Source organism: Bacillus sp. FSL R5-0576, assembly GCF_038004765.1.
Taxonomy (GTDB): domain Bacteria; phylum Bacillota; class Bacilli; order Bacillales; family Bacillaceae; genus Bacillus; species Bacillus subtilis.
Genome location: NZ_JBBORU010000001.1, coordinates 2934726 through 2956152 on the forward strand (window position 1 = coordinate 2934726; position 21427 = coordinate 2956152).

The 21427-nt window shown below is 43.9% G+C and carries 24 protein-coding genes and 1 pseudogene; 8 read left to right on the top strand and 17 right to left on the bottom strand.

Features of this window, described 5'->3' with window-relative positions; all coding sequences use genetic code 11:
- Positions 1–88: 88 nt before the first annotated feature.
- Positions 89–2077: a methyl-accepting chemotaxis protein McpB gene (gene mcpB, locus NX903_RS15130; protein ID WP_086344248.1), complete on the bottom strand. Its 1989-nt coding sequence runs from the start codon at positions 2075–2077 to the stop codon at positions 89–91.
- Between the two features lie 157 nt (positions 2078–2234).
- Between mcpB and NX903_RS15135 the strand changes: the two genes are divergently transcribed.
- Entirely contained in the window at positions 2235–2972 is a 738-nt protein-coding gene (locus tag NX903_RS15135) for a protein-glutamine gamma-glutamyltransferase (protein ID WP_086344249.1), read from the top strand.
- Between the two features lie 13 nt (positions 2973–2985).
- On the opposite strand, the gene NX903_RS15140 is transcribed toward NX903_RS15135, so the two are convergent.
- From NX903_RS15140 to NX903_RS15170, 7 genes and pseudogenes are all read right to left on the bottom strand, one after another.
- Positions 2986–3240 carry a hypothetical protein gene (locus NX903_RS15140; RefSeq protein WP_003244393.1) on the bottom strand — a complete coding sequence of 85 codons (255 nt, stop codon included), beginning with the start codon at positions 3238–3240 and terminating at the stop codon, positions 2986–2988.
- Between the two features lie 256 nt (positions 3241–3496).
- A complete protein-coding gene (locus NX903_RS15145) occupies positions 3497–3895 on the bottom strand; it encodes a secondary thiamine-phosphate synthase enzyme YjbQ (RefSeq protein WP_086344250.1) in 399 nt (132 codons plus the stop codon).
- Positions 3855–3988 (bottom strand): annotated as a pseudogene (locus tag NX903_RS15150) (hypothetical protein). The gene NX903_RS15145 and the pseudogene NX903_RS15150 overlap by 41 nt, the downstream one beginning before the upstream one ends.
- 25 nt (positions 3989–4013) lie before the next feature.
- Positions 4014–5678 carry a glycoside hydrolase family 13 protein gene (locus NX903_RS15155; protein ID WP_086344251.1) on the bottom strand — a complete coding sequence of 555 codons (1665 nt, stop codon included), beginning with the start codon at positions 5676–5678 and terminating at the stop codon, positions 4014–4016.
- A 126-nt stretch (positions 5679–5804) separates the two neighbouring features.
- Positions 5805–7094: a hemolysin family protein gene (locus tag NX903_RS15160; protein ID WP_024571512.1), complete on the bottom strand. Its 1290-nt coding sequence runs from the start codon at positions 7092–7094 to the stop codon at positions 5805–5807.
- 43 nt (positions 7095–7137) lie between these two features.
- Positions 7138–7815 (bottom strand): zinc metallopeptidase, encoded by a 678-nt coding sequence (locus NX903_RS15165; RefSeq protein ID WP_003228889.1) that lies wholly within the window; start codon positions 7813–7815, stop codon positions 7138–7140.
- A 41-nt stretch (positions 7816–7856) separates the two neighbouring features.
- Complete coding sequence (locus tag NX903_RS15170; RefSeq protein WP_015483620.1) at positions 7857–8120, bottom strand: membrane protein; 264 nt, start codon at positions 8118–8120, stop codon at positions 7857–7859.
- Positions 8121–8166: 46 nt separating this feature from the next.
- On the opposite strand from NX903_RS15170, the gene mstX reads away from it, so the two are divergent.
- Together mstX and kbfO are read left to right on the top strand one after the other, a co-directional pair.
- Positions 8167–8499, top strand: a complete 333-nt coding sequence (mstX, locus tag NX903_RS15175; RefSeq protein WP_003228886.1) for a biofilm formation protein MstX — start codon at positions 8167–8169, stop codon at positions 8497–8499.
- A complete protein-coding gene (gene kbfO, locus NX903_RS15180; protein ID WP_015384493.1) occupies positions 8496–9482 on the top strand; it encodes a potassium channel protein KbfO in 987 nt (328 codons plus the stop codon). The genes mstX and kbfO overlap by 4 nt, the downstream gene beginning before the upstream one ends.
- On the opposite strand, the gene NX903_RS15185 is transcribed toward kbfO, so the two are convergent.
- The 5 genes from NX903_RS15185 to NX903_RS15205 all read right to left on the bottom strand — a co-directional run bounded on the left by NX903_RS15185 (position 9479) and on the right by NX903_RS15205 (position 14275).
- Positions 9479–9883, bottom strand: a complete 405-nt coding sequence (locus NX903_RS15185) for a YugN-like family protein (RefSeq protein WP_003228878.1) — start codon at positions 9881–9883, stop codon at positions 9479–9481. The two genes, kbfO and NX903_RS15185, sit on opposite strands and share 4 nt — an antisense overlap.
- Positions 9884–9942: 59 nt before the next feature.
- Positions 9943–10314 (bottom strand): hypothetical protein, encoded by a 372-nt coding sequence (locus NX903_RS15190; protein WP_074794719.1) that lies wholly within the window; start codon positions 10312–10314, stop codon positions 9943–9945.
- 58 nt (positions 10315–10372) lie between these two features.
- Complete coding sequence (locus NX903_RS15195; RefSeq protein ID WP_003243401.1) at positions 10373–11725, bottom strand: glucose-6-phosphate isomerase; 1353 nt, start codon at positions 11723–11725, stop codon at positions 10373–10375.
- A 111-nt stretch (positions 11726–11836) separates the two neighbouring features.
- Positions 11837–13009 (bottom strand): iron-containing alcohol dehydrogenase, encoded by a 1173-nt coding sequence (locus tag NX903_RS15200; RefSeq protein WP_024571515.1) that lies wholly within the window; start codon positions 13007–13009, stop codon positions 11837–11839.
- A 102-nt stretch (positions 13010–13111) separates the two neighbouring features.
- Positions 13112–14275, bottom strand: coding sequence for an iron-containing alcohol dehydrogenase (locus NX903_RS15205; protein ID WP_003228869.1), 1164 nt, complete (start codon positions 14273–14275; stop codon positions 13112–13114).
- 229 nt (positions 14276–14504) lie between these two features.
- Here NX903_RS15205 and NX903_RS15210 point away from each other — a divergent pair, with 229 nt between their 5' ends.
- Positions 14505–14741, top strand: a complete 237-nt coding sequence (locus NX903_RS15210) for a DUF378 domain-containing protein (RefSeq protein ID WP_003220771.1) — start codon at positions 14505–14507, stop codon at positions 14739–14741.
- 78 nt (positions 14742–14819) lie between these two features.
- On the opposite strand, the gene yugI is transcribed toward NX903_RS15210, so the two are convergent.
- From yugI to NX903_RS15225, 3 genes are all read right to left on the bottom strand, one after another.
- Positions 14820–15212 (bottom strand): S1 domain-containing post-transcriptional regulator GSP13, encoded by a 393-nt coding sequence (yugI, locus tag NX903_RS15215; protein WP_003228864.1) that lies wholly within the window; start codon positions 15210–15212, stop codon positions 14820–14822.
- A gap of 200 nt (positions 15213–15412) precedes the next feature.
- Complete coding sequence (locus NX903_RS15220) at positions 15413–16573, bottom strand: aminotransferase (RefSeq protein ID WP_003228862.1); 1161 nt, start codon at positions 16571–16573, stop codon at positions 15413–15415.
- Complete coding sequence (locus NX903_RS15225) at positions 16574–17074, bottom strand: Lrp/AsnC family transcriptional regulator (protein ID WP_009968070.1); 501 nt, start codon at positions 17072–17074, stop codon at positions 16574–16576.
- A 148-nt stretch (positions 17075–17222) separates the two neighbouring features.
- Here NX903_RS15225 and NX903_RS15230 point away from each other — a divergent pair, with 148 nt between their 5' ends.
- Positions 17223–18044, top strand: coding sequence for an alpha/beta fold hydrolase (locus NX903_RS15230; protein WP_086344252.1), 822 nt, complete (start codon positions 17223–17225; stop codon positions 18042–18044).
- A gap of 27 nt (positions 18045–18071) precedes the next feature.
- On the opposite strand, the gene NX903_RS15235 is transcribed toward NX903_RS15230, so the two are convergent.
- On the bottom strand, positions 18072–18332 hold the full coding sequence (locus NX903_RS15235; protein ID WP_032726785.1) for a YugE family protein: 261 nt from the start codon (positions 18330–18332) through the stop codon (positions 18072–18074).
- An 86-nt stretch (positions 18333–18418) separates the two neighbouring features.
- Between NX903_RS15235 and patB the strand changes: the two genes are divergently transcribed.
- From patB to kapB, 3 genes are all read left to right on the top strand, one after another.
- The gene (gene patB / locus NX903_RS15240; RefSeq protein WP_086344253.1) at positions 18419–19582 is read left to right on the top strand and encodes a cystathionine beta-lyase PatB; all 1164 of its coding nucleotides are present in this window, start codon (positions 18419–18421) and stop codon (positions 19580–19582) included.
- 125 nt (positions 19583–19707) lie between these two features.
- Positions 19708–20994: a sporulation sensor histidine kinase KinB gene (gene kinB, locus NX903_RS15245; protein ID WP_086344254.1), complete on the top strand. Its 1287-nt coding sequence runs from the start codon at positions 19708–19710 to the stop codon at positions 20992–20994.
- 45 nt (positions 20995–21039) lie between these two features.
- Positions 21040–21426, top strand: coding sequence for a kinase-associated lipoprotein KapB (gene kapB, locus NX903_RS15250; protein WP_015714614.1), 387 nt, complete (start codon positions 21040–21042; stop codon positions 21424–21426).
- Position 21427: the final 1 nt, after the last annotated feature.

Below are 21427 nucleotides of genomic sequence, written 5' to 3' on the forward strand. Positions count from 1 at the left end.
AATAGTTCTAAATTCACCGGTTAAACTAGGACTTTATTATTGTTTACCATATAAAAAACAGCGCTTTGATAGCGCTGTTTTTCGGTTTTTACTCGATTTTAAATTGTTTCGTCAGATCACGAAGCTCTTCTGCCATCTGCGCAAGAGTCGTCGCTGAGGAACTGATTTCTTCCATGGAAGCAAGCTGTTCTTCAGCTGATGCGGCAATGTCCTGGATGCTAGCCGAGCTTTCTTTCGACACGTCTGCAATGCCGCTGACTGCTGCTGAAACATGCTGTGAACGGTCTGACAGCTGCTCGACGGTGGAATTCATCGTCTGCAGCTTGCCCGCGATTTCGTTTGTCATGCTGAAAATGCTCTGGAAGCTTTCTTTTGTATTGTCTGTGACAACAAGTCCGGACTGTACTTCCTGATTGACCTCTTTAAACATGTGAAGAGAGGTTTCGATTTCTGCGACGATTTCTTGGATCAGCTTTTCGATTTCTTTTGCTGAATCGGCTGATTGGACAGCCAGCTTGCGCACTTCCTCCGCTACGACAGAGAAGCCGCGTCCTGACTCTCCGGCACGCGCCGCTTCAATGGCTGCGTTTAGTGCAAGCAGATTTGTTTGGTCAGCGATTCCGTTGATGACTCTCAAAATGCTTGTGATGTCTTTTGATTTTCCTTCTAAGCCTTTGACAACAGCTTCAGCCTGCTGAACAGATTGATTAATCGAGTTCATTTGTCCGACTGTCTGCTGCACAAACTTCTCACCCGTTCCGGCGATTTCCGTTGATTGGATAGATGCCTTTGTAATATCTGACGATGTTTGTGAGACTTGCTGGAGTCCTTCATTCATTAAGTTCAGCTGATGAGAGCTGGATTCAACCTTTTCGCTTTGCTCCTCGTTTCCGTTTGAGAACTGCTCAATCGCCATCGTAATATGCTCGGTGGCTTTACTCGTCTGCCCGGCAGATGCCGTAAGCTGTTCGGAAGATGCGGCCACATTGTTCACCGAGTCCTGAATAGCGCTGATCAGAGAGCGGAGAGATTGTCCCATTTCATTGAAGCTTTCCCCAAGCTCCCCAAGCTCATCCTTTGAATGGATTTCGATCGTTTCGGTCAGATCCCCCCTGCTGATCGTTTTCGATGATTGAACAAGACGTTTTAACGGTTTTGTAATCGAACGAACGATAAACAGAATTAAAATTCCGCCTGCCACAATGGAAGCAATCAGCACGATCATTCCTGTTGTCAGCACAGACTTTGAGGCATCCTTAATTTCATCCATATACATTGTGCCGGCTATTTTCCAACCAGTCAGTTCGTTTGTAGTATAGGTCATCTTTTTATCTTCGTTATTAAGAGTATACTGGAGTTCACCGCTGTCATTCGCATACATTTTGGCTACCCAGTCGCCTGAAAGCTTTTCTCCAGCCTTATGGTTCTTGTGGGCGACATAGGTTTTGTTTTTTGTTGCAATGAAAGCATAACCTTCTTTTCCGACCTTGATTTGTTTCATTTGTTCTAACAATTTATCAATGGTAATATCCATGGCGACAACGCCAGATCCGTCCTTCAGCTCCTGTGCAATGGTAATGACCATGCTTCCGTCACTCGCAGCCACGTAAGGATCTGTCACGACAATTTCACCGCCGGCCTTCATCGCATCCTGGTACCAAGGGCGTTGTCTCGGGTCGTATCCGTCCGGCAATTTCTCTTTTGGCGCTTGTACGTAAATGCCGTTATCTGCACCCCCATAAATTCTGGCTACTCCTTGATTAATAGATACATATTGTGAAAATTTAGCTTTGATCTCTTCTTGATTTGATTTCCCTTTGAATGCGGATCTTTTAAGAGATTCACTGAAAAAGGTGACTGCTTTCGCTTTTTCTCCCAGATTATTTGTAACAGTTGTATTAAATGTATCGACACTGTTTTTCGCATTTCCCATAATTTCCTGATCCAGCTTTCCGCTGGCGCTTCGGTAAGAGCTAAATTCTAATATAAGAATAGGGATAATGAGAATCGCGATAAATGAGACGATTAATTTCTTTGAAATAGACGGTTTCTTCAGCCAATTGATAAAAGTCTTCATGTCACTTGCTCCTTCAGGTTTGATACAGTATATATCGGCTGCTTAAAAAAGTTTTAAAATAAAAAATGGAAGAAGTTCTTTTTGGCTGTCTTCTGTCTTTTTAACTTTCATTGCCCAAGCCCTTTGCATATCTTATAAAAAACAAGGGGGGCTAAACATGATTATTGTATCAGGACAATTGCTCCGTCCCCAGGATATTGAAAATTGGCAGATTGATCAAAATCTGAATCCGCTGTTAAAAGAGATGATTGAGACACCTGTTCAGTTTGATTATCATTCAATTGCTGAACTGATGTTTGAGCTTAAACTGCGGATGAATATAATAGTAGCGGCAAAGACGCTGCACAAAAGCGGGGCGAAGTTTGCCACTTTTTTAAAAACATACGGGAATACAACGTATTGGAGAGTTTCACCGGAGGGCGCCTTGGAGCTGAAATACAGAATGCCGCCTTCAAAAGCGATTCGGGACATTGCTGAGAACGGCCCGTTTTATGCGTTTGAATGCGCAACCGCAATCGTTATCATTTATTACTTGGCCTTAATCGATACAATCGGAGAAGATAAATTCAATGCCAGCTTTGACAGAATTATTTTATATGACTGGCATTATGAGAAATTGCCGATATATACGGAAACAGGACACCACTTTTTCCTTGGAGATTGTTTGTATTTTAAGAATCCTGAATTTGATCCGCAAAAGGCGCAATGGAGAGGCGAAAATGTGATACTACTGGGGGAAGATAAATATTTTGCCCATGGTCTTGGAATCTTAAACGGAAAGCAAATTATTGATAAGCTGAATTCTTTTAGGAAAAAAGGAGCCTTACAGTCAGCCTACCTTCTGTCTCAGGCGACCAGACTGGATGTTCCGTCTCTTTTCCGCATCGTCCGCTAAAAAGCCCCATCGCCTATTTTCCGGACGATGGGGTTTCAAATGCCTTTCGTTTTCGATAGAAGGGGGCTGTGCCGAAATATTGGTTCGCAGCCCACTCCATTTTTTCAAGGTCATTTCTTGTCACGATTGGATCCTGGCTGCTCCATTTGATAAAGCGGACAAAATAGTAGCCTTTGATAGGAACCATTGTAACTTTTGAGTGAGGCCAGCCTTCAAATACAAACTCAATTTTCCCTCTTTTTTTATAAGAATATTGAAGAATGTTCATATCTGTCACCTCAGTTTATCAAGTTACGTTCGGCAAAGCTCGGTACGTTTACATCCATTGATTGACTATCCCTCATGCAGGCTTTCCTGAAAACAAAGGGTGAGGCGCGTGTCTCTTTCCCTCGCTTTTTATTTCGCATATGGACGAATGCCAAGCGCGCCTTCATTCGATAAAGCGGCAGCCGGGGCGGGTGTGACAAGCCCTCCGGCTATCGGCGTTTGTTCAGCGATCATGCTTTTGTCAAAAAAACAGCCTATTATCCCATCATTTTGATATAGCATGTCCGGGTGCGAGGTCCGTCAAATTCGCAGAAATAAATGCCCTGCCACGTTCCAAGAATGAGCCGGCCGTTTTCCACTATGACATGCTGTGAAGCTCCGACTGTACTCGACTTCATGTGTGCAGCTGTATTGCCCTCCATATGGCGGTCCAGCTTATGTTCCCACGGATATACCTCATCAAACCTTCTGAGCATATCTTTTTTGACGTCCGGATCGGCATTTTCATTAATTGTAATACCCGCAGTCGTATGCGGACAGTAAATTAGCGCTGCGCCGCTCGTTATACCTGTTTCTTGAAGAAACGTTTCCACCTCACGGGTGATATCAATCATTTCATCTCGTTTGGTCGTTTTGATTTGCAGTGTTTTCAGCATTTGTTTCTCCTTTCGTTTGTCCGCTCTCATTGCTTAATTCTTTCTGTGTTCTTTTTTTCCTGTTAAACCGCTCTCATAAACCTGATACAACAAAAAAACTCCAGTCTAAGGCTGGAGATTAGCGCCATAGATATATTCTTGCTTCATACGGCTTTAAGAGTGCTGATGTCATATGCTTGTGCGGCTCTGCTTCAATATTTGACAAGACGAGTGCATCTGATGACAATGGCAATCCAGAGTGCTTGAACAACGCCGGTGTTCCTGTCAGATTGGCCGCAATCAGTGCAGTATGGCTCTCGTTTTTCCGAAGATATGCAAAGATTTGCTGATCTTCCGGTAAAATGAGCTCGTATGTCCCGTTAATAAAAACATCATATGTTTGGCGCAGCTTGATCAAGCTTTTATAAAAATGGTAAACGGATGTTTTATCATTTTTTTGCGCCTCGGCATTCAGCCATTTGTAATTCTCATTGATTCCGATCCACGGTTTGGCCTCAGAAAATCCGGCGTATGGACCTGCATTCCATTGCATCGGCGTTCTTGAATTGTCTCTTCCCTTTTTCCAGACAATCTTCATCACATCCTCGTGTGATGTGCCTTTCGCCGTTTTTGTTTCATACAGGCGTTTCATTGCGACATCATCATAGTCATCAATAGATGGAAAAGCCACGTTCGTCATCCCGAGTTCCTGTCCCTGATAAATAAACGGTGTGCCTTTCATGAGAAAATAAACAGCGGAAAGCGCTTTTGCACTTTCTTTCAGGTACACTCCGTCGTCTCCCCACACAGAAACTGAACGGGGCTGGTCGTGATTCTCCATAAACAAAGCATTCCAGCCGATCCCTTCCAGATTGTCCTGCCAGTCAGTTAAAATTCGTTTAAATGCAACGATATCAATACTTTCATTGATCTCTACATCCCACAGGCCGAGATGCTCAAATTGAAAAATCATGCTGAATATGCCGTTTTTTTCTCCAGCCCAATCAGCTGCTTCTTTTGCAGCGACGCCGTTTGCTTCACCAACTGTCATAATCGGATAGCGGGAAAATGTGTTTTCCTTCAGTTCTGTTAACAAATCCATAATGCCGTCAGCATTCATATGATAAGGAAAGGAAGGGACATAGTCCAATCCCTTTGGATTCGGCATGTCGGGAAGCCCTTCTTTTTTCTTAATATGCGTAATGGCATCCACCCGAAATCCGTCAATTCCTTTAGCAAGCCACCAATTGATCATGTCATAAACGGCATTCCTCACCTTTTCATTTTCCCAATTCAAATCAGGCTGTTTTTTATCAAAAAGGTGCAGATAATACTGGCTTGTCTTTTGATCATACTCCCAAGCCGGCCCGCCGAAAATGCTTTCCCAATTGTTGGGCGTTTTTCCGTTTTTGCCGTCTTTCCAAATATACCAGTCGCGCTTTTTCGAGTGTATGGATGAACGGGATTCTATGAACCATGGATGTTCGTCGCTTGTGTGGTTCACAACGAGATCCATGATCAGCTTCATATCCAGATCATGAATGTCACCAAGCAGCTCGTCAAAATCTTCCATCGTGCCAAACTCGCTTAATATGTTTTGATAATCCCTGATATCATAGCCATTATCAGCATTCGGTGAATCATACAGCGGGCAAATCCATATGACGTCAGCGCCCAGCTCTTTTATGTAAGAAAGCTTGGATCTGATTCCTTGAATATCCCCGATTCCGTCGCCATTTGAATCTTTAAAACTGCGGGGGTAAATTTGGTAAACTACGGCTTCCTTCCACCAAGCCTTTTTCATACAGCCACTCCTTCCCAGTGTACCGTTCTTATATATCCTATGTAGAAAAAGGTCTTTACAGCATTGCTTTTTAAGAAATGACTTGATGACACAAAAAACAGCCGTTTGTTCCCCGGCTGTTTTTTATCAAAAATCAGTTTTTTTTATTTCTACAAAACGGATGTGATGATCTTCGGCGTCGAGGATTTTAAATTCACAGCCCTCCGCGTGTATCACATCCCCTGCTTTCAGCTCCATTTTTTGCGTTAGAAGCCAGCCTGCAATCGTATCAATTTCTTCATTTTCAATCGCAATGTCGAGAAGGTCATTCACTTCGTCTATTAGCGCTTTTCCATCCATCACATAATGGTGCTCGCCCTTTTTCAGGATGTGCGGTGTTTCATCCTGATCATACTCATCGCGGATTTCCCCGACGATTTCCTCGATAATATCCTCTACAGTGACAAGCCCCGCCGTTCCCCCGTATTCATCTACGAGAATCGCCATGTGAATCCGCTCCTTCTGCATGCGGATTAAAAGCTGCTGAACAGGAATGCTTTCAATGACCCTGATAACGGGCCTCATGATTTGCTCCAGCTTTATCGGCTGGCCGAGAAAATAAGCTTTAAACATATCTTTGCTGTTGATGATCCCTAAAATATGATCCTTGTCATCTTTGATGACAGGGTAGCGTGTATACCGTTCATTAATGATGTGATGAATTGCCTCTTCAAGCGACTGCTCCAGAGAGATAACTGCAATTTCTGTCCGCGGAATCATAATCTCTCTCGCTACCCGGTTGTCAAATTCAAAAATCTTATTTACATAACGGAATTCAGACTGATTGATTTCTCCCTTTTCATAGCTTTCTGAAAGGATCAGTCTTAGTTCCTCCTCGCTGATGACAACCTGATGCTCCTTTACTGAATGAAAGCCAAACAATTTCACAAGAAAACTTGCAGAGCCGTTTAATGCTTTAATAAACGGGTACGTGATTTTATAAAACCAGATCAGCGGCTTTGCAATCCATAAGCTTACAGCTTCAGCTTTTTGAATAGAAACCGTTTTCGGAGCAAGCTCCCCCATCACCACATGCAAAAAAGTGACGATGATAAATGCAACTACAAATGTGACAATGTGGTTAAACGGTTCCGGCATGCCTGTCATTGTAAATAAGGGATGAAGAAAACGTTCAAATGTAGGTTCACCAAGCCATCCAAGGCCGAGGGCAGTAATCGTAATCCCGAGCTGGCAGGCTGATAAATACTCGTCAAGATTGGAGATGATTTTATGTGCGGCTAGCGCTCGGCTGTCACCGCTTTCGATGAGCTGATTGATTTTTGAACCTCTGATTTTGACGATCGCAAATTCCGCTGCAACGAAAACAGCCGTAATGCCAATCAAAACAAAAATGGCGATCAATTGTAAAATAAGCAAAAAAAGCCCTTACCATAAATGGTAAGGGGCCACCTCCTTAACGTTAATTCTCATCACGACCGTTTAAGAAAATCATCACAAAACGAAGTAGTTCAAACAGGGAAACCAGGGCGGCGGCCACATACGTTAAGGCAGCAGCGCTCAGCACTTTATTTACCCCATTTTCTTCATTGTTTCGGATGAATCCTTCTGACACAATAATCTGCTTGGCGCGTGAACTTGCATTGAATTCGACAGGCAATGTAATCAGCTGGAAAAAGACTGCCGCTGAAAACAGTATGATGCCAAGCCCGATCAAATTCAGGCTGCCGAGAAGCATGCCTCCTAAGAAAAGCAAAGGAGCTACACCGGATGCAAAATTCACGACTGGGAAGATTTTATGTCTCAGCACAAGCGCACCATATGACTCCTGATGCTGCAAGGCATGTCCGACTTCATGGGAAGCTACGGATATGGCGGAAATTGAGCGGCCGTAATAGACCGGCTCAGATAAACGCACCACCCGTCTTGTCGGGTCGTAATGGTCTGTTAAAGTGCCTCTTACCGGTTCGACCGGCACGTCGTAAAGACCGTTTATATCTAAAATCCGTCTTGCCGTTTCTGCCCCTGTACGTCCGCTTGAGGCTTCCACTTTTGAATATTTTTCAAAGTTGCTCTTTACTTTAAATTGTGCCCAAAACGACAATCCCAATGCGGCTATTGTTAAAAATATAAACAGCATTTTTTCATCATCCTTTTTACATGATCATTTCTCTATTACGATTATTTTAATGAGTTTTCTTTCCCGTGTACAGAAATGCGCTTTTTCTTCCGGCTTGGAGCACACAATCCAATCAGCAAAAAGAACAGGCCTGCTGAAAACAAATAAAAGGCGAAACTGCCGGCCAGTTCTTTCAGAAAATGAAGCCAGGAGAAGCTGCCGGAGAAGTGATTATATGAATTCAAATCGAAAATAAACAAAATCACCGCGGATGCCGCCAGCTGCGTACCGATCAAAACCACGATCGTTCTTTGAAAGATCGTCATCTTTTTCATCCTTTTTGTTTTAGTTTATGGAGAAATCCGGTTTTATATGTTTTGTACATTTTTTGAAAAACATCACCGGAAGTGGGACATACTGTTAGAAAAAAGCACGGGTGTGATGGAAGCTATGAAAGTGACGAGTGAGGAAAAGGAACAGCTGAGCACAGCAATCGACCGAATGAATGAAGGACTGGACGCGTTTATCCAGCTTTATAATGAATCGGAAATTGATGAACCGCTTATTCAGCTTGATGATGATACAGCCGAGTTAATGAAGCAGGCCCGAGATATGTACGGCCAGGAAAAGCTAAATGAAAAACTAAATACAATTATTAAACAGATTTTATCCATCTCAGTATCTGAAGAAGGAGAAAAAGAATGAAATCAAATCGGATATTTATTTCATGGCTCAGGTGGCCGTTATTTATCCGAATCGGGGTTATTATTTTATGTCTGATTCTTTTGTTCGGCCAAATCATTTATATACTTGAGCCTAAGCAGTTCACTTCGGTATTCGAAGGCATTTGGTGGGCTGTCGTTACGGTTTCGACAGTCGGTTATGGAGACTATGTGCCGCACACGCCGCTGGGACAGGCAGCCGGAATACTGCTGATTTTGAGCGGAGCAAGCTTTGTCACAGCATATTTCGCTACGTTATCAGCGGCCGCATTCAGCAGACAGCATCGCTACATCGAAGGAAAAGTTGCTTACAAAGGCCGGGACCACATCATTCTGATCGGGTGGAATGAAAAAACAAATCGGCTTCTGAAGGACCTTCAGCTTGCCGCCCCTTCCAAAACGGTCGTACTAATCGATGAATCCTTAACAGAAGGCCCGCTTATTGAAAACGTTCATTTCATACGCGGGCACGCTGCCGATGATGGGACACTGAAACGGGCCAATATTACTGAAGCGGAATCAGTGATGATTACTGCCGATCAGTATAAAAGTGAAACTGATGCTGATATGCTGTCAGTGCTTACTCTTTTATCTGTTAAAGGGCTTAATCCCCTTGCTTACTGCATCGTCGAGATTTTGACTGACCGTTTTGTCACCAATGCGGAGCGGGCAGGTGCAAACCAAATCATCGGAACTTCAGAATTTATCAGCCGGGCGATGCTGCAGCATTACCAAGTCAAGTTACGGCCGTCTAAACAGCAGAACGGAATCAAGCTGACACTTGATCAGCATGTGGAGCTTCTTGCTGTTCCTGACGAACTAAAGGGAGCGGCTTACAAAACCTGTGTTCTCTATTTCCTTGATCACAACACAACAATTATAGGCGTACAAAAAGAGGAGGGGCCGATGATTTCCCCTCCTCTTACATACAAGGTGCTCGAAACAGATCAATTCCTTGCCATCTAGTGTAACAGAACATCCTCCAATTCTTTCACGAGAGAGGCGCCGATATCCAAAAATGCCGGATCAATTTCCGCGTCCCGCCTTTCCGGTTCGGAAAATTGATTAAACAGTGATTGGAAAGGCCCTCCCTCGGCGTGATCGTCAACATCCGCCTGAAACACCTGTCTCAGCATAAACGGCGTTCCGATCCGGACGGCCGCCCCTCGTTCATCGAGACTGCCCTGTACCGCATTGACGGGAATTCTTAAAAATAAATAGCCGTCTCTATCATCAATTTTATAATCAAAGTAGCCATGATCGTATTCCCAGCCGCCGTTTATCACATAACCGAGCGGCTTCATCACTTGTTCCAGTTCTTGAAGCAGAAAAGACTGCCCATCTATCGCGGAAGGTATTGGTATCATCAGAATGCCCCTTTTTTCACTTATCCTGTCCCGCCGAACAAGACTTCATTCAGAGGCGCCTACATGGAAATCGTTGTTTCTTTCGCGCGGCCAACAGAAAAGAAAGCGCATTCAATTAAGAAGTAAACAGTCATTGCCGCTGCAAGCCATACAGCTGAATCCCAAGACACATAAACAACCGTTGCATAGAGTCCTAATTTAGTGAAAAGAGTATGGGTTCGTTTTAAATGCAAAATCCGATGTACCGCATCGGTAAAAAGGGCAAGCGGCAAACCAATGAGAAGAAAGGCGTGGATGAAAAAATGTGACAGCGTGCCGCCAAAGCTTGAAGAAAACTCTGTATACACGGCATCAAAGGAGATAAGGAAACTTAAAATAGCTGCAGAAAAACCGGCAATGATGAGATGTTTAACCAATTGTTTCATGAACATCAGCACCTTTCTGATTTTATAAAAAGCCGACCGGCAAATGCCAGTCAGCTTTCTCACATTAATCTTCCAGACGTTTTTCAAGCTCTGCTTTTTTCTCTTCAAAGCCAGGTTTGCCGAGTAACGCAAACATATTGACTTTATACGCTTCTACACCAGGCTGGTCAAACGGATTGACGCCAAGGAGGTAACCGCTCATCGCGCAGGCTTTTTCGAAGAAATATACAAGGTATCCAAAAGTATATGCATTCAGCTCAGGAATGTTAACGATTAAGTTCGGAACATTTCCGTCTGTATGGGCAAGCATCGTGCCTTGGAATGCTTTTTTGTTAACGAAATCAACAGTTTTACCGGCTAAATAGTTCAAGCCGTCAAGATCGTTATCCGCTTCCTCAATTGTCAGTTCATGTTTAGGTTTCTCTACGTTCAGGACCGTTTCGAATAAATCTCTGCGGCCTTCTTGTACATACTGGCCTAAAGAATGAAGGTCTGTTGAATAGTTCGCTGAAGAAGGATAAATGCCCTTCTCATCTTTCCCTTCGCTTTCTCCGAACAGCTGCTTCCACCATTCCGCAAAGTATTGAAGCGCCGGTTCGTAGTTGATGAGCATTTCAATTGTTTTGCCCTTATTATAAAGGACATTGCGAACAACCGCATATTGGTATGCTGGGTTATCTTCCAGTTCAGATGTTGCAAAATCTTTGCTCGCATCCAGGGCGCCTTTCATCATGTCATCAATGTTGACGCCGCTGACAGCAATCGGCAAGAGACCTACAGCTGTTAAAACTGAATAACGGCCGCCGACATCGTCAGGAATAACAAATGATTCGAAGCCTTCTTCGTTAGAAAGCGTTTTTAATGCGCCGCGCTCTTTATCAGTTGTTGCATAAATCCGCGCTTTCGCTTCTTCTTTACCGTATTTCTCTTCAAGAAGCTTGCGGAAAATACGGAAAGCGATTGCAGGTTCAGTTGTCGTACCTGATTTAGAAATCACATTAATAGAGAAGTCAACATCTTCAAGAAGATCCATGACGTCTCTCATATAAGATGAACTGATGTTGTTCCCGATAAAAATGACTTGCGGATTACCGCGTTTTGCTTTTGGCAAAGTGTTATAAAACGCGTGATTCAGCGCTTCAATCGCTGCCCGCGCTCCAAGATAAGAACCGCCAATGCCGACAACAAGCAAGACATCAGAGTCAGATTTGATTTTTTCCGCGCTTTTTTTGATGCGCGCGAATTCTTCTTTATCATAATGTTCAGGGAGGTCCACCCAGCCTAGAAAATCGCTGCCCGCGCCTGTTTTTTCATGGATATTATGGTGTGCTGTTTTTACAAAGTCCCGCAGATATGTAAGTTCATGTTCGTTGAAGAAAGTCAACGCTTTTGAGTAGTCAAAGCGTACATGCGTCATTGCTTGTCCCTCCATAACGGTATAATGTTTTCATCTTTCACTTTATATGAACTTATCTGTGAAATCAAGTCAAGAAGAAAGGGCGGAATGACTGGATTCCGCCCTTTGAGTTTATAGAGACGCGCGAAGGATGGCAAGCACGTCATCTTTGTTCAGTTTTTGGAAGTTGCCGAAGCCGCCGTGTTCCATTTCCTTGGCTGCGATATCAGCAATCAGCTCAAGCTTTTCTTCTCCAATATTGTAATCAGCAAGACGAGAAGGCGCACCGAGGCTTGTCCAGAACGCAGACAGTTTATCGATTCCTTCAAGCGCAATTTCTTTATCTGTTTTGCCTTCAGTATCAATGTCAAACATGTTGAGCATGAGGTTTTTGAAGCGGCCTACATTTGTATCAAGCGTATATCTCATCCAGTTCGGGAACAGTATCGCCAAACCGCCCGCATGCGGAATATCATACACAGCTGAAACGGCGTGTTCCATTGTATGAGAAGCCCAGTCACCAAAGTAGCCCATTTGGAGCGTGCCGTTTAAAGCGATTGTACCAGCATACAAAATCGTTTCACGAAGCTCGTAGTTTTCCAGATCTTCAAGAAGCTTAGGAGCTGTTTCGATGACCGTCTGCAAAACAGCAAAGCACATTCTATCCTGAAGCGGCGTGTTTTCAACATTGTGGAAGTATTGTTCGAATACGTGGCTCATCATGTCAACCATGCCGTATACTGTTTGATTTTCCGGAACCGTGAACGTATTTTCAGGGTCTAAAATAGAGAAACGCGGATGAGTGACATTGCTGCCCCATACAAATTTCTCGTTTGTTTCCCAGTTTGTAATCACGGAATCAGGGTTCATTTCAGACCCTGTCGCAGCAAGCGTTAAAACAGTTCCAAACGGCAGCGCATCCTCCGCTGTTACTTTTTTGCTGAAAATATCCCAAGCGTCGCCATCGTATTTGACGCCAGCTGCGATTGCCTTTGTACAGTCAATCACACTGCCTCCGCCGACAGCAAGCAGAAAATCAATGTTATGCTCTCTGCAAAGGTCTATGCCTTTTTCCACTGTCGCAAGACGCGGGTTCGGCTCTACACCTGACAGCTCATGAACAACAGCGCCCTCTTCTTTTAAAATGCCTGTGACTTGATCATAAAGGCCGTTGCGTTTAATGCTGCCGCCCCCGTAAACAAGCAGTACATTCTTGCCGTATCGTTTGAATTCTTTTCTTAATTGTTCAAGCTGACCTTTTCCAAAAATCAGCTTTGTCGGATTATAATAAGTGAAATTTTCCATAGTAAAACCTCCAAATGATGCTGGTGAAAAACAGATTTTCCATTGTAACATAAGTTGACAAAAAGAAAAAGGGAAGCAGCCAAACGGCTATTTCCCCTTTTTTTATAGAGATGCTTTCAAAATTGACAGCACATCTTCTTTGTTGAGTGATTTAAATTGGCCGAATGTACCGTTAGCCATTGCCTTGTCAGCAATTGTGTCAAGCTGCTCATCATTAATATCATAATCAGCAAGACGGTTCGGAGCGCCAAGGCTTGTCCAGAATGCGGACAGCTTATCGATACCTTCAAGGGCAATTTCTTCATCCGTTTTACCTGCTTCTTCAACATCAAACACGCGAACTGCAAGCTGTTTCATGCGGGCAGGGTTTTCAGACAATGTGTGTCTCATCCAGTTCGGGAACAAAATTGCCAGTCCGCCGGCATGCGGAATATCATAAACGGCTGATACTGCATGTTCAATATTATGAGTAGCCCAATCCCCTCTTGCCCCCATAGAAAGCATGCCGTTTAATGCGATTGTTCCTGTGTACAGGATCGTCTCACGCAATTCGTAATTTTCGAGATCATTAATCAGCTTAGGTGCTGTTTCAATGACTGTACGCAGAAGTGATTCACACATGCGATCCTGATACGGCGTGTTTGATACATGATGGAAGTATTGTTCGAATACGTGGCTCATCATGTCAACCATCCCGTAGATCGTGTGGTTTTTAGGTACGGTGAATGTATTCACCGGATCAAGAATCGAGAATTTAGGGAATACGAGCGGGCTGCCCCAGCCGTATTTTTCTTTTGTTTCCCAGTTTGTAATAACAGATCCTGAGTTCATTTCTGAACCAGTCGCAGCGAGAGTCAATACCGTTCCGAATGGCAAAGCATCTTTTGGCTGATGCTTTTTCGTAACGATATCCCACGCATCACCATCATACTTCGCTCCTGCGGCAATCGCTTTTGTACAGTCGATTACGCTTCCGCCTCCGACAGCCAGCAAGAAATCAATGTTTTGTTCTTTACAGATGGCAACACCTTTATTAACAGTTGACACACGAGGATTCGGTTCCACACCTGCTAATTCATGCACGGTCGCTCCGGCTTTATTCAGCTGTTCAATCACTTGATCATACAGGCCGCTGCGTTTAATGCTGCCGCCTCCGTACACAAGCAATACGTTTTTTCCGTAAGGTTTGAGTTCCTCCGGAAGTCTTTCCACTTCGCCGCGCCCGAAAATTAATTTGGTCGGATTCCAGTATGTAAAGTTTTGCATGACATCTCCTCCTTAGATTTTTTATTATGCAGAATGTCCTCACCACATGTAAAGCAATCAGCTCTCACCGGTCAGCATACCAGATGGTTTTATTTTGCATGTCGCTGGGAAAGAAGCTGATATAAGCGAGGGCAGGCCAGCTTCCCTCATATGGAGAATGCATGTATAGATTCTCCAATATGTCACAATCTATAACTGTTTTAATAATTCATGGAGGAGGTTGCAAAACATGAGTACCATTCAAAGAATTTGTCTTGTATTAACCATCATTGGCGCCATTAACTGGGGACTGATCGGATTTTTCCAATTTGACTTAGTAGCGGCTATCTTCGGCGGCCAAGGGTCAGCTCTTTCCCGAATCATTTACGGACTTGTCGGAATCGCCGGCTTAATCAACCTCGGTCTGCTATTTAAGCCAAACGAGGAAAGATCACGTGAAGAAGCAGCAAATCCTGAAATGCGATAGGATATCAATCACGCTGAAATAGGATTTTGTATTAAATCAAAAGCACCGAACATTCCTGTCCGGTGCTTTTTTTCATGCTTATTTTTTGATAAGGTCTTTGCGGTTGGACATTTCGATCCACTCTTCAAGCTTATCTTTTAATGTGTTGAAACCTTGTGGTGTAGAAGCTTCTTCGCTTACTTGAGCAGCTTTAGGTTTTCTTGGTTTGCTTTCTTTTTTCTCAGGCGCAGCTTGTGTCGCACGAATTGAAAGGCTGATTTTGCCTTTTTCTTCATCAACAGCAAGTACTTTTACTTGTACTTCGTCGCCAACTGAAAGGTGCTCGTTGATATCTTTTACGAAACCGTGAGTCACTTCAGAAATGTGTACTAAACCTTGAGTTTCTTCATCTAATGCAACAAACGCACCATACGCTTGTAATCCTGTAACTTTACCAGTGTAAACACTGCCCACTTCAAATTTTGCTGCCATTCATAACAACTCCTAAGTTAAATTAAATATCTGTTTATACGCAATTTAAAATTATATCACACATGTCTTATTTCCGCAAAGAAAACTTTTTATAAAAAATCAGGTTTATGCACAGCAAAAAGGGGGTAAACTGAAAATACCAAAGGCTTTCTAGTATTCCCCCCTTTTATTGGATGCGAACAAAAGGTTCGTATCTTTTTTTATGTTGTTTTGTGCAGGAAGCGTTTCATTCTGACTAACGCTTCTTGAAGCTGTTCAATCGAGGTTGCGTATGAACAACGGATATATCCCTCACCGCTCGGACCAAACACACTTCCAGGAACAACTGCCACTTTTTCCTGCGTCAGAAGCTCCTCGGCAAACTGTTCTGAACTCATTCCCGTGCTTTTAATAGATGGAAAAGCATAGAAAGCGCCGCCCGGATGATGACAGCTGAGGCCGATTTCATTGAGCGATTCTACAAACAGATTCCGTCTTCTTCGATAGCTTTTTTTCATTTTTTCTACGTCTTCCATGCCGTTCTTCAGGCCTTCAAGGGCGGCAAACTGCGCCATTGCGGGCGCGCACATCATCGCATACTGATGAATTTTAAGCATGGCATCCCGAAGCAAGGATGGTGCCGCGGCAAAACCGAGCCTCCAGCCCGTCATTGCAAATGCTTTTGAAAAGCCTGAGATGACTACCGTCCGTTCCTTCATTCCCGGTAATGCCGCTATACTTGTAAATTCCTCATCATATGTCAGCTCCGCGTAGATCTCGTCGGCTAAAACGATGACATCATGTTTTTTGGCAAACTCAGCAATCTCATTCAGCTCTTCCTTCGAATAAACCGAACCTGTCGGATTCGATGGTGAGCAGATGAGAATGGCCTTTGTTTTTTCAGTGACTGCCGCTTCAAAATCAGCAGCCGTTGCTTTAAATCCTTTGTCTGCCGTTGTATGAACGTGAACCGGGATACCGCCTGCCAAAGAAACAAGCGCATCGTACGCCACAAAACACGGCTCAGGAATGATGACTTCCTCACCTGGATTCACAATGGCGCGGATCGCGATATCCAAAGCCTGACTTGCCCCCACTGTCACAATCAGCTCATTATCTGGCGAGTAGCTAAGGTCAAACCTGTTGCTCAAATAACGGCTGATTTCCTCCCGCAATGAGTATAAACCCGCATTTGCCGTGTATGACGTATATCCTTGTTCAAGAGAGAGAATGCTTGCTTCGCGGACATTCCACGCGGTGACAAAATCAGGCTCGCCGACGCCTAAAGAAATGACGCCTTCCATCGTTGCCGCCAAATCAAAGAATTTGCGGATGCCGGATGGTTTTATTTGTTGTACATAGTCTGATAAATACGAAGTCATTTACGGTGACACCACGATTCTTTTGTCGTCGTCTCCTGTTTCAAACACTTTGCCGTCATGCTTGTATTTTTTCAGGATAAAATGGGTTGTCGTAGATACAACTGAATCAAGCGTTGACAGTTTATCCGAAACAAAACGCGCTACGTCAGACATCGAATTGCCGCGAATCACGACAGACAAATCGTACACGCCTGACATCAGGTAAACTGATTCAACCTCTTGGAATCGGTAAATCCGTTCCGCCACTTCATCAAAACCGACGCCCCGTTTCGGCGTTACTTTGACGTCGATCATGGCCGTAACGCCCTCATGTCCGTCTACTTTTCGCCAATCAATCATAGCGGAATAATCGATAATAACCTTTTCTTTCTCCAGTTTGTCAATAATTGTTTTTACTTCATTTACAGGGATGCCCGCCATCTTTGCGATTGTTTCTAAATCGGCGCGGCTGTTTTCGTCTAAAATTTCTAATATTTCTGTTTCTTTTTCTGTCAATTTCATTTGATTCACACCTTTGCTATGTCAAGAAATCTCATGACATTATATCACGTTTTTTGACGAATGCTAAGAAAAAAACGAGGAGAAACTTCCGCTGGAATTGACAATTTCAGGGCATAATACAACCATCAAAAAAAAGGAGTGACACAGAATGGAGGCGGTTTCACCAATAAGGCGGTTTACGGTCGATGGAGTCAATGTATACTACGAACATTATCAAAATCCCGGCAGGCAAACGCTGGTTTGCGTACACGGTTTTTTATCATCTGCATTCAGCTTCAGAAAAGTAATTCCTCTCCTTCGGGACAAGTACGACATCATCGCGCTTGATTTGCCTCCTTTCGGCCAATCTGAAAAATCAAGAACGTTTATCTATACCTATCAAAACCTTGCTAAGCTTGTCATTGGGATTTTGGAGCACTTGCAAGTGAAACAGGCTGTGCTTGTCGGGCATTCTATGGGCGGGCAGATATCGCTGTCTGCTGCTCTCCAAAAACCTGAGCTTTTTTCAAAGGTTGTGCTGCTTTGCAGTTCAGGGTATTTAAAACGTTCACACCCGACGATTATTTTCGGGACCCATATCCCGTATTTTCATCTTTACATCAAACGCTGGCTCTCGAAAGAAGGCGTGATGAAAAATTTATTAAATGTGGTGCATGACAAATCGCTGATTGATGAGGAGATGATTGACGGCTATGGCAGACCGTTTCAGGACGAGCAGATTTTCAAAGCCATGACAAGGTTTATCCGCCACAGAGAAGGAGATTTAGAACCCGAGCAATTGAAGAATATGAACAAGCCTGCTCTATTGATTTGGGGCGAGGAGGATCGAATTGTCCCAATGGAGATCGGTAAACGGCTGCACGCAGATTTGCCTAATTCCGTGCTGTACTCACTTGGCCAGACCGGACATCTGGTGCCTGAAGAACGGCCTGAACTTATTTCTGAACACATTGCTGATTTTATCAAATAACAAAAAAACCGGTGCTGAACCGGTTTTTTAAGGCGTGCAGGAGCTGCTGTTTTTAATGAATAAAAGCTGGCCTGCCACTTCCCGGCAGCTGGCGATCGGCAGCGTTTGTTCAAAAGAAGTTTCAAATATTTGCTGAATGCTTTTCGCCAGCAAGTCGGGATCGTTTTCATCATAGACTGCCTGCACGACATCAACAGCCTCCGTTTCGTAAAACTCTTCTCCATATTTAAACGGGTCCCATTTGGCAATGATCTTAATCATTTCCCTGACCGCTTGACTTTCTTCCATATTCATCACCGCTTATAATAAAATTTGCAGTTCTATCTTATCATAGTGAAGCTTAGAAGAATAAACATACATGAGGGGGTAACAGAATGAACTTTGATAAACGAGAAGAACGCCTTGGCACCCAATCGGTCAAATGGGATAAAACAGGCGAATTATTTGGCGTGACAGACGCCCTCCCGATGTGGGTGGCAGATATGGATTTTCGCGCCCCGGAAGCGATAACTGAAGCGTTAAAAGAGCGTCTTGACCACGGTATTTTTGGTTATACAACTCCAGATCAAAAAACGAAGGATGCTGTGTGCGGATGGTTGCAAAACAGGCACGGCTGGAAGGTAAATCCGGAAAGCATCACATTCAGCCCCGGCGTTGTAACAGCTTTGAGCATGGCGGTACAAGCTTTTACGGAGCCGGGCGATCAAGTAGTTGTTCAGCCTCCAGTTTATACGCCTTTTTACCATATGGTGGAGAAAAACGGCCGGCACATTTTACATAATCCGCTGCTAGAAAAAGATGGCGCTTATGCAATGGATTTTGAAGATTTGGAGACGAAGCTTAGTGACCCAAGCGTTACATTGTTTATTTTATGCAATCCTCATAACCCTTCTGGGCGTTCATGGGGCCGGGAAGATTTACTGAAGCTAGGCGAATTGTGCCTTGAGCATGGCGTCACAGTTGTATCGGATGAAATCCATTCCGATTTAATGCTGTACGGACATAAACACACGCCGTTCGCTTCGCTCTCTGACGATTTCGCTGATATTTCCGTGACATGTGCTGCTCCAAGCAAAACATTTAATATCGCCGGATTGCAGGCTTCAGCGATCATTATTCCGGATCGCCTGAAGCGCGCCAAGTTTTCCGCAAGCCTTCAGCGAAATGGTTTAGGCGGACTGAACGCGTTTGCCGTCACTGCAATCGAAGCCGCGTATTCAAAAGGCGGACCGTGGCTTGATGAATTGATCTCTTACATTGAGAAAAACATGAACGAAGCGGAAGCCTTTTTGAGCACCGAGCTGCCAAAGGTCAAAATGATGAAGCCGGATGCATCATACTTGATTTGGCTCGACTTCAGCGCTTACGGCTTATCCGATGCAGAGCTTCAGCAAAGAATGCTAAAAAAAGGAAAAGTTATTTTAGAGCCCGGGACGAAATACGGGCCTGGCGGAGAAGGATTTATGCGCCTGAACGCGGGATGCTCTCTTGCAACCCTGCAGGACGGTCTGCGCCGCATCAAAGCCGCATTATCGTAAATATAGCTGTAAACGCCTTTACGTCTTCATTTGTAAAGGCGTTCTTAATAAAGGAATTTTATATTTTACTTCTAATATTTAGTGTTATAATAGATTCATATTTTATACGAAAGGATTTCACACGAATGGAAATTCTAAAAGACTATCTTCTGCACATCTGCTTTATTTTGTTTCCTATTCTTCTTTACCAAGTGTTTTGGCTTGGAAAACCTGCGATTCTTGTGCCAAAAATAAACAGCGGTTTGGTCACGCTCTTCGCCTGCGGCGCCTCCGTTTTATGCATTACTTTCCCGATTCATGAAATGGACTACATACAATACGGCCTTCAGATGATTCCCGTTATCATTTGTTTATTTTACATTAGTACCGCTTCCGGACTTACAGTCGCCGCATCTGTCCTATGTTTTGAACTGCTTTTTTACGAACCTTCCGCAATGTTTGTTTTCACTTTGCTGCCTTTTCTTATCATTATCCCAATCTTATTTCAGAAAAAATGGCCATTCATGTCCAAAGCGAAAAAACTGCTGCTGTCTTTATTGATCAGCTGCGTGGAGATTTTCCTATTTTTCGCCTCAAGCTGGATTCTTTCCGCCTTGAATATTTTAAATTTTCAAAAATCAGGAATTTTCGTTTACGAGGCGGCAGTCTCAGGGCTTTTCCGCTCCAGTGTTCTTCTATTAAGCATCTATATTATCGAAAGCATCGCCGAAAATATCGCCCTGCGCTCACAGCTTATCCATTCTGAAAAAATGACGATTGTGAGTGAACTGGCAGCGAGTGTCGCCCATGAGGTCAGGAATCCGCTGACAGTTGTCCGCGGGTTTGTCCAGCTGCTTTTTAATGATGAAACCCTACAAAACAAGTCGAGTGCAGATTACAAAAAGCTTGTACTGTCAGAGCTTGACCGGGCGCAAGGCATTATTACAAACTATCTCGATATGGCCAAACAGCAATTATACGAAAAAGAGGTTTTTGACCTATCAGCCCTTATCAAAGAGACAAGCTCCCTTATGGTGTCGTACGCCAATTACAAGTCAGTAACCGTCGAGGCTGAAACAGAACCGGACCTTTTGATATACGGAGACGCAACAAAGCTGAAGCAGGCTGTCATCAACCTGATGAAAAACAGTATTGAAGCGGTTCCTCACGGGAAGGGTGTGATCCACATATCAGCCAAAAGAAACGGCCATACGATCATGATTAACATCACAGACAATGGGGTCGGGATGACAGACCATCAAATGCAAAAACTCGGCGAACCTTATTATTCCTTAAAAACGAACGGAACGGGACTCGGCCTCACCGTAACCTTTTCCATTATTGAACATCATCACGGGACCATTTCATTTAACAGCAGCTTCCAAAAAGGCACTACGGTGACCATTAAGCTTCCCGCTGATCTTCCTCACTAGCAAATCGATTGGAACTTTAATAGAATGAATGCGAGGTGATGACAGATGAGCACGTTTGAGACAGGCTCTATCGTTAAAGGATTTTACAAAACAGGTGTATACATAGGAGAAATCACGGCTTGCAGGCCGCAGCACTATTTAGTGAAAGTGAAAGCGGTTCTTACCCATCCCTCTCAAGGAGACCTTCATCATCCAAAACAGGCGGATGTGCCATTTTTTCATGAGAGAAAAGCGCTCGCATATGGTGAACAGACCAATATCCCCCACCATATGGTGAAGCCTTATGACGGTGAAGTGCCGGATTATACCGAATCTCTGCGGGAGGCGACAGCACAGCTGAGAGCCAAATTGAATGAGGATGGTTCGGAGTGGGCAAAGCGCTCCCTTCATAATCTGGACATTTTAGAAAAAGAATATTTTAACCGGCCATAAC

Coding starts and splice junctions, on each gene's coding strand:
- mcpB (WP_086344248.1), bottom strand. CDS start 2,077: ATGAAGACTTTTATCAATTGGCTGAAGAAACCGTCTATTTCAAAGAAA.
- NX903_RS15135 (WP_086344249.1), top strand. CDS start 2,235: ATGATTATTGTATCAGGACAATTGCTCCGTCCCCAGGATATTGAAAAT.
- NX903_RS15140 (WP_003244393.1), bottom strand. CDS start 3,240: ATGAACATTCTTCAATATTCTTATAAAAAAAGAGGGAAAATTGAGTTT.
- NX903_RS15145 (WP_086344250.1), bottom strand. CDS start 3,895: ATGCTGAAAACACTGCAAATCAAAACGACCAAACGAGATGAAATGATT.
- NX903_RS15155 (WP_086344251.1), bottom strand. CDS start 5,678: ATGAAAAAGGCTTGGTGGAAGGAAGCCGTAGTTTACCAAATTTACCCC.
- NX903_RS15165 (WP_003228889.1), bottom strand. CDS start 7,815: ATGCTGTTTATATTTTTAACAATAGCCGCATTGGGATTGTCGTTTTGG.
- NX903_RS15170 (WP_015483620.1), bottom strand. CDS start 8,120: ATGACGATCTTTCAAAGAACGATCGTGGTTTTGATCGGTACGCAGCTG.
- mstX (WP_003228886.1), top strand. CDS start 8,167: ATGTTTTGTACATTTTTTGAAAAACATCACCGGAAGTGGGACATACTG.
- kbfO (WP_015384493.1), top strand. CDS start 8,496: ATGAAATCAAATCGGATATTTATTTCATGGCTCAGGTGGCCGTTATTT.
- NX903_RS15185 (WP_003228878.1), bottom strand. CDS start 9,883: ATGATACCAATACCTTCCGCGATAGATGGGCAGTCTTTTCTGCTTCAA.
- NX903_RS15190 (WP_074794719.1), bottom strand. CDS start 10,314: ATGTTCATGAAACAATTGGTTAAACATCTCATCATTGCCGGTTTTTCT.
- NX903_RS15195 (WP_003243401.1), bottom strand. CDS start 11,725: ATGACGCATGTACGCTTTGACTACTCAAAAGCGTTGACTTTCTTCAAC.
- NX903_RS15200 (WP_024571515.1), bottom strand. CDS start 13,009: ATGGAAAATTTCACTTATTATAATCCGACAAAGCTGATTTTTGGAAAA.
- NX903_RS15205 (WP_003228869.1), bottom strand. CDS start 14,275: ATGCAAAACTTTACATACTGGAATCCGACCAAATTAATTTTCGGGCGC.
- NX903_RS15210 (WP_003220771.1), top strand. CDS start 14,505: ATGAGTACCATTCAAAGAATTTGTCTTGTATTAACCATCATTGGCGCC.
- yugI (WP_003228864.1), bottom strand. CDS start 15,212: ATGGCAGCAAAATTTGAAGTGGGCAGTGTTTACACTGGTAAAGTTACA.
- NX903_RS15220 (WP_003228862.1), bottom strand. CDS start 16,573: ATGACTTCGTATTTATCAGACTATGTACAACAAATAAAACCATCCGGC.
- NX903_RS15225 (WP_009968070.1), bottom strand. CDS start 17,074: ATGAAATTGACAGAAAAAGAAACAGAAATATTAGAAATTTTAGACGAA.
- NX903_RS15230 (WP_086344252.1), top strand. CDS start 17,223: ATGGAGGCGGTTTCACCAATAAGGCGGTTTACGGTCGATGGAGTCAAT.
- NX903_RS15235 (WP_032726785.1), bottom strand. CDS start 18,332: ATGGAAGAAAGTCAAGCGGTCAGGGAAATGATTAAGATCATTGCCAAA.
- patB (WP_086344253.1), top strand. CDS start 18,419: ATGAACTTTGATAAACGAGAAGAACGCCTTGGCACCCAATCGGTCAAA.
- kinB (WP_086344254.1), top strand. CDS start 19,708: ATGGAAATTCTAAAAGACTATCTTCTGCACATCTGCTTTATTTTGTTT.
- kapB (WP_015714614.1), top strand. CDS start 21,040: ATGAGCACGTTTGAGACAGGCTCTATCGTTAAAGGATTTTACAAAACA.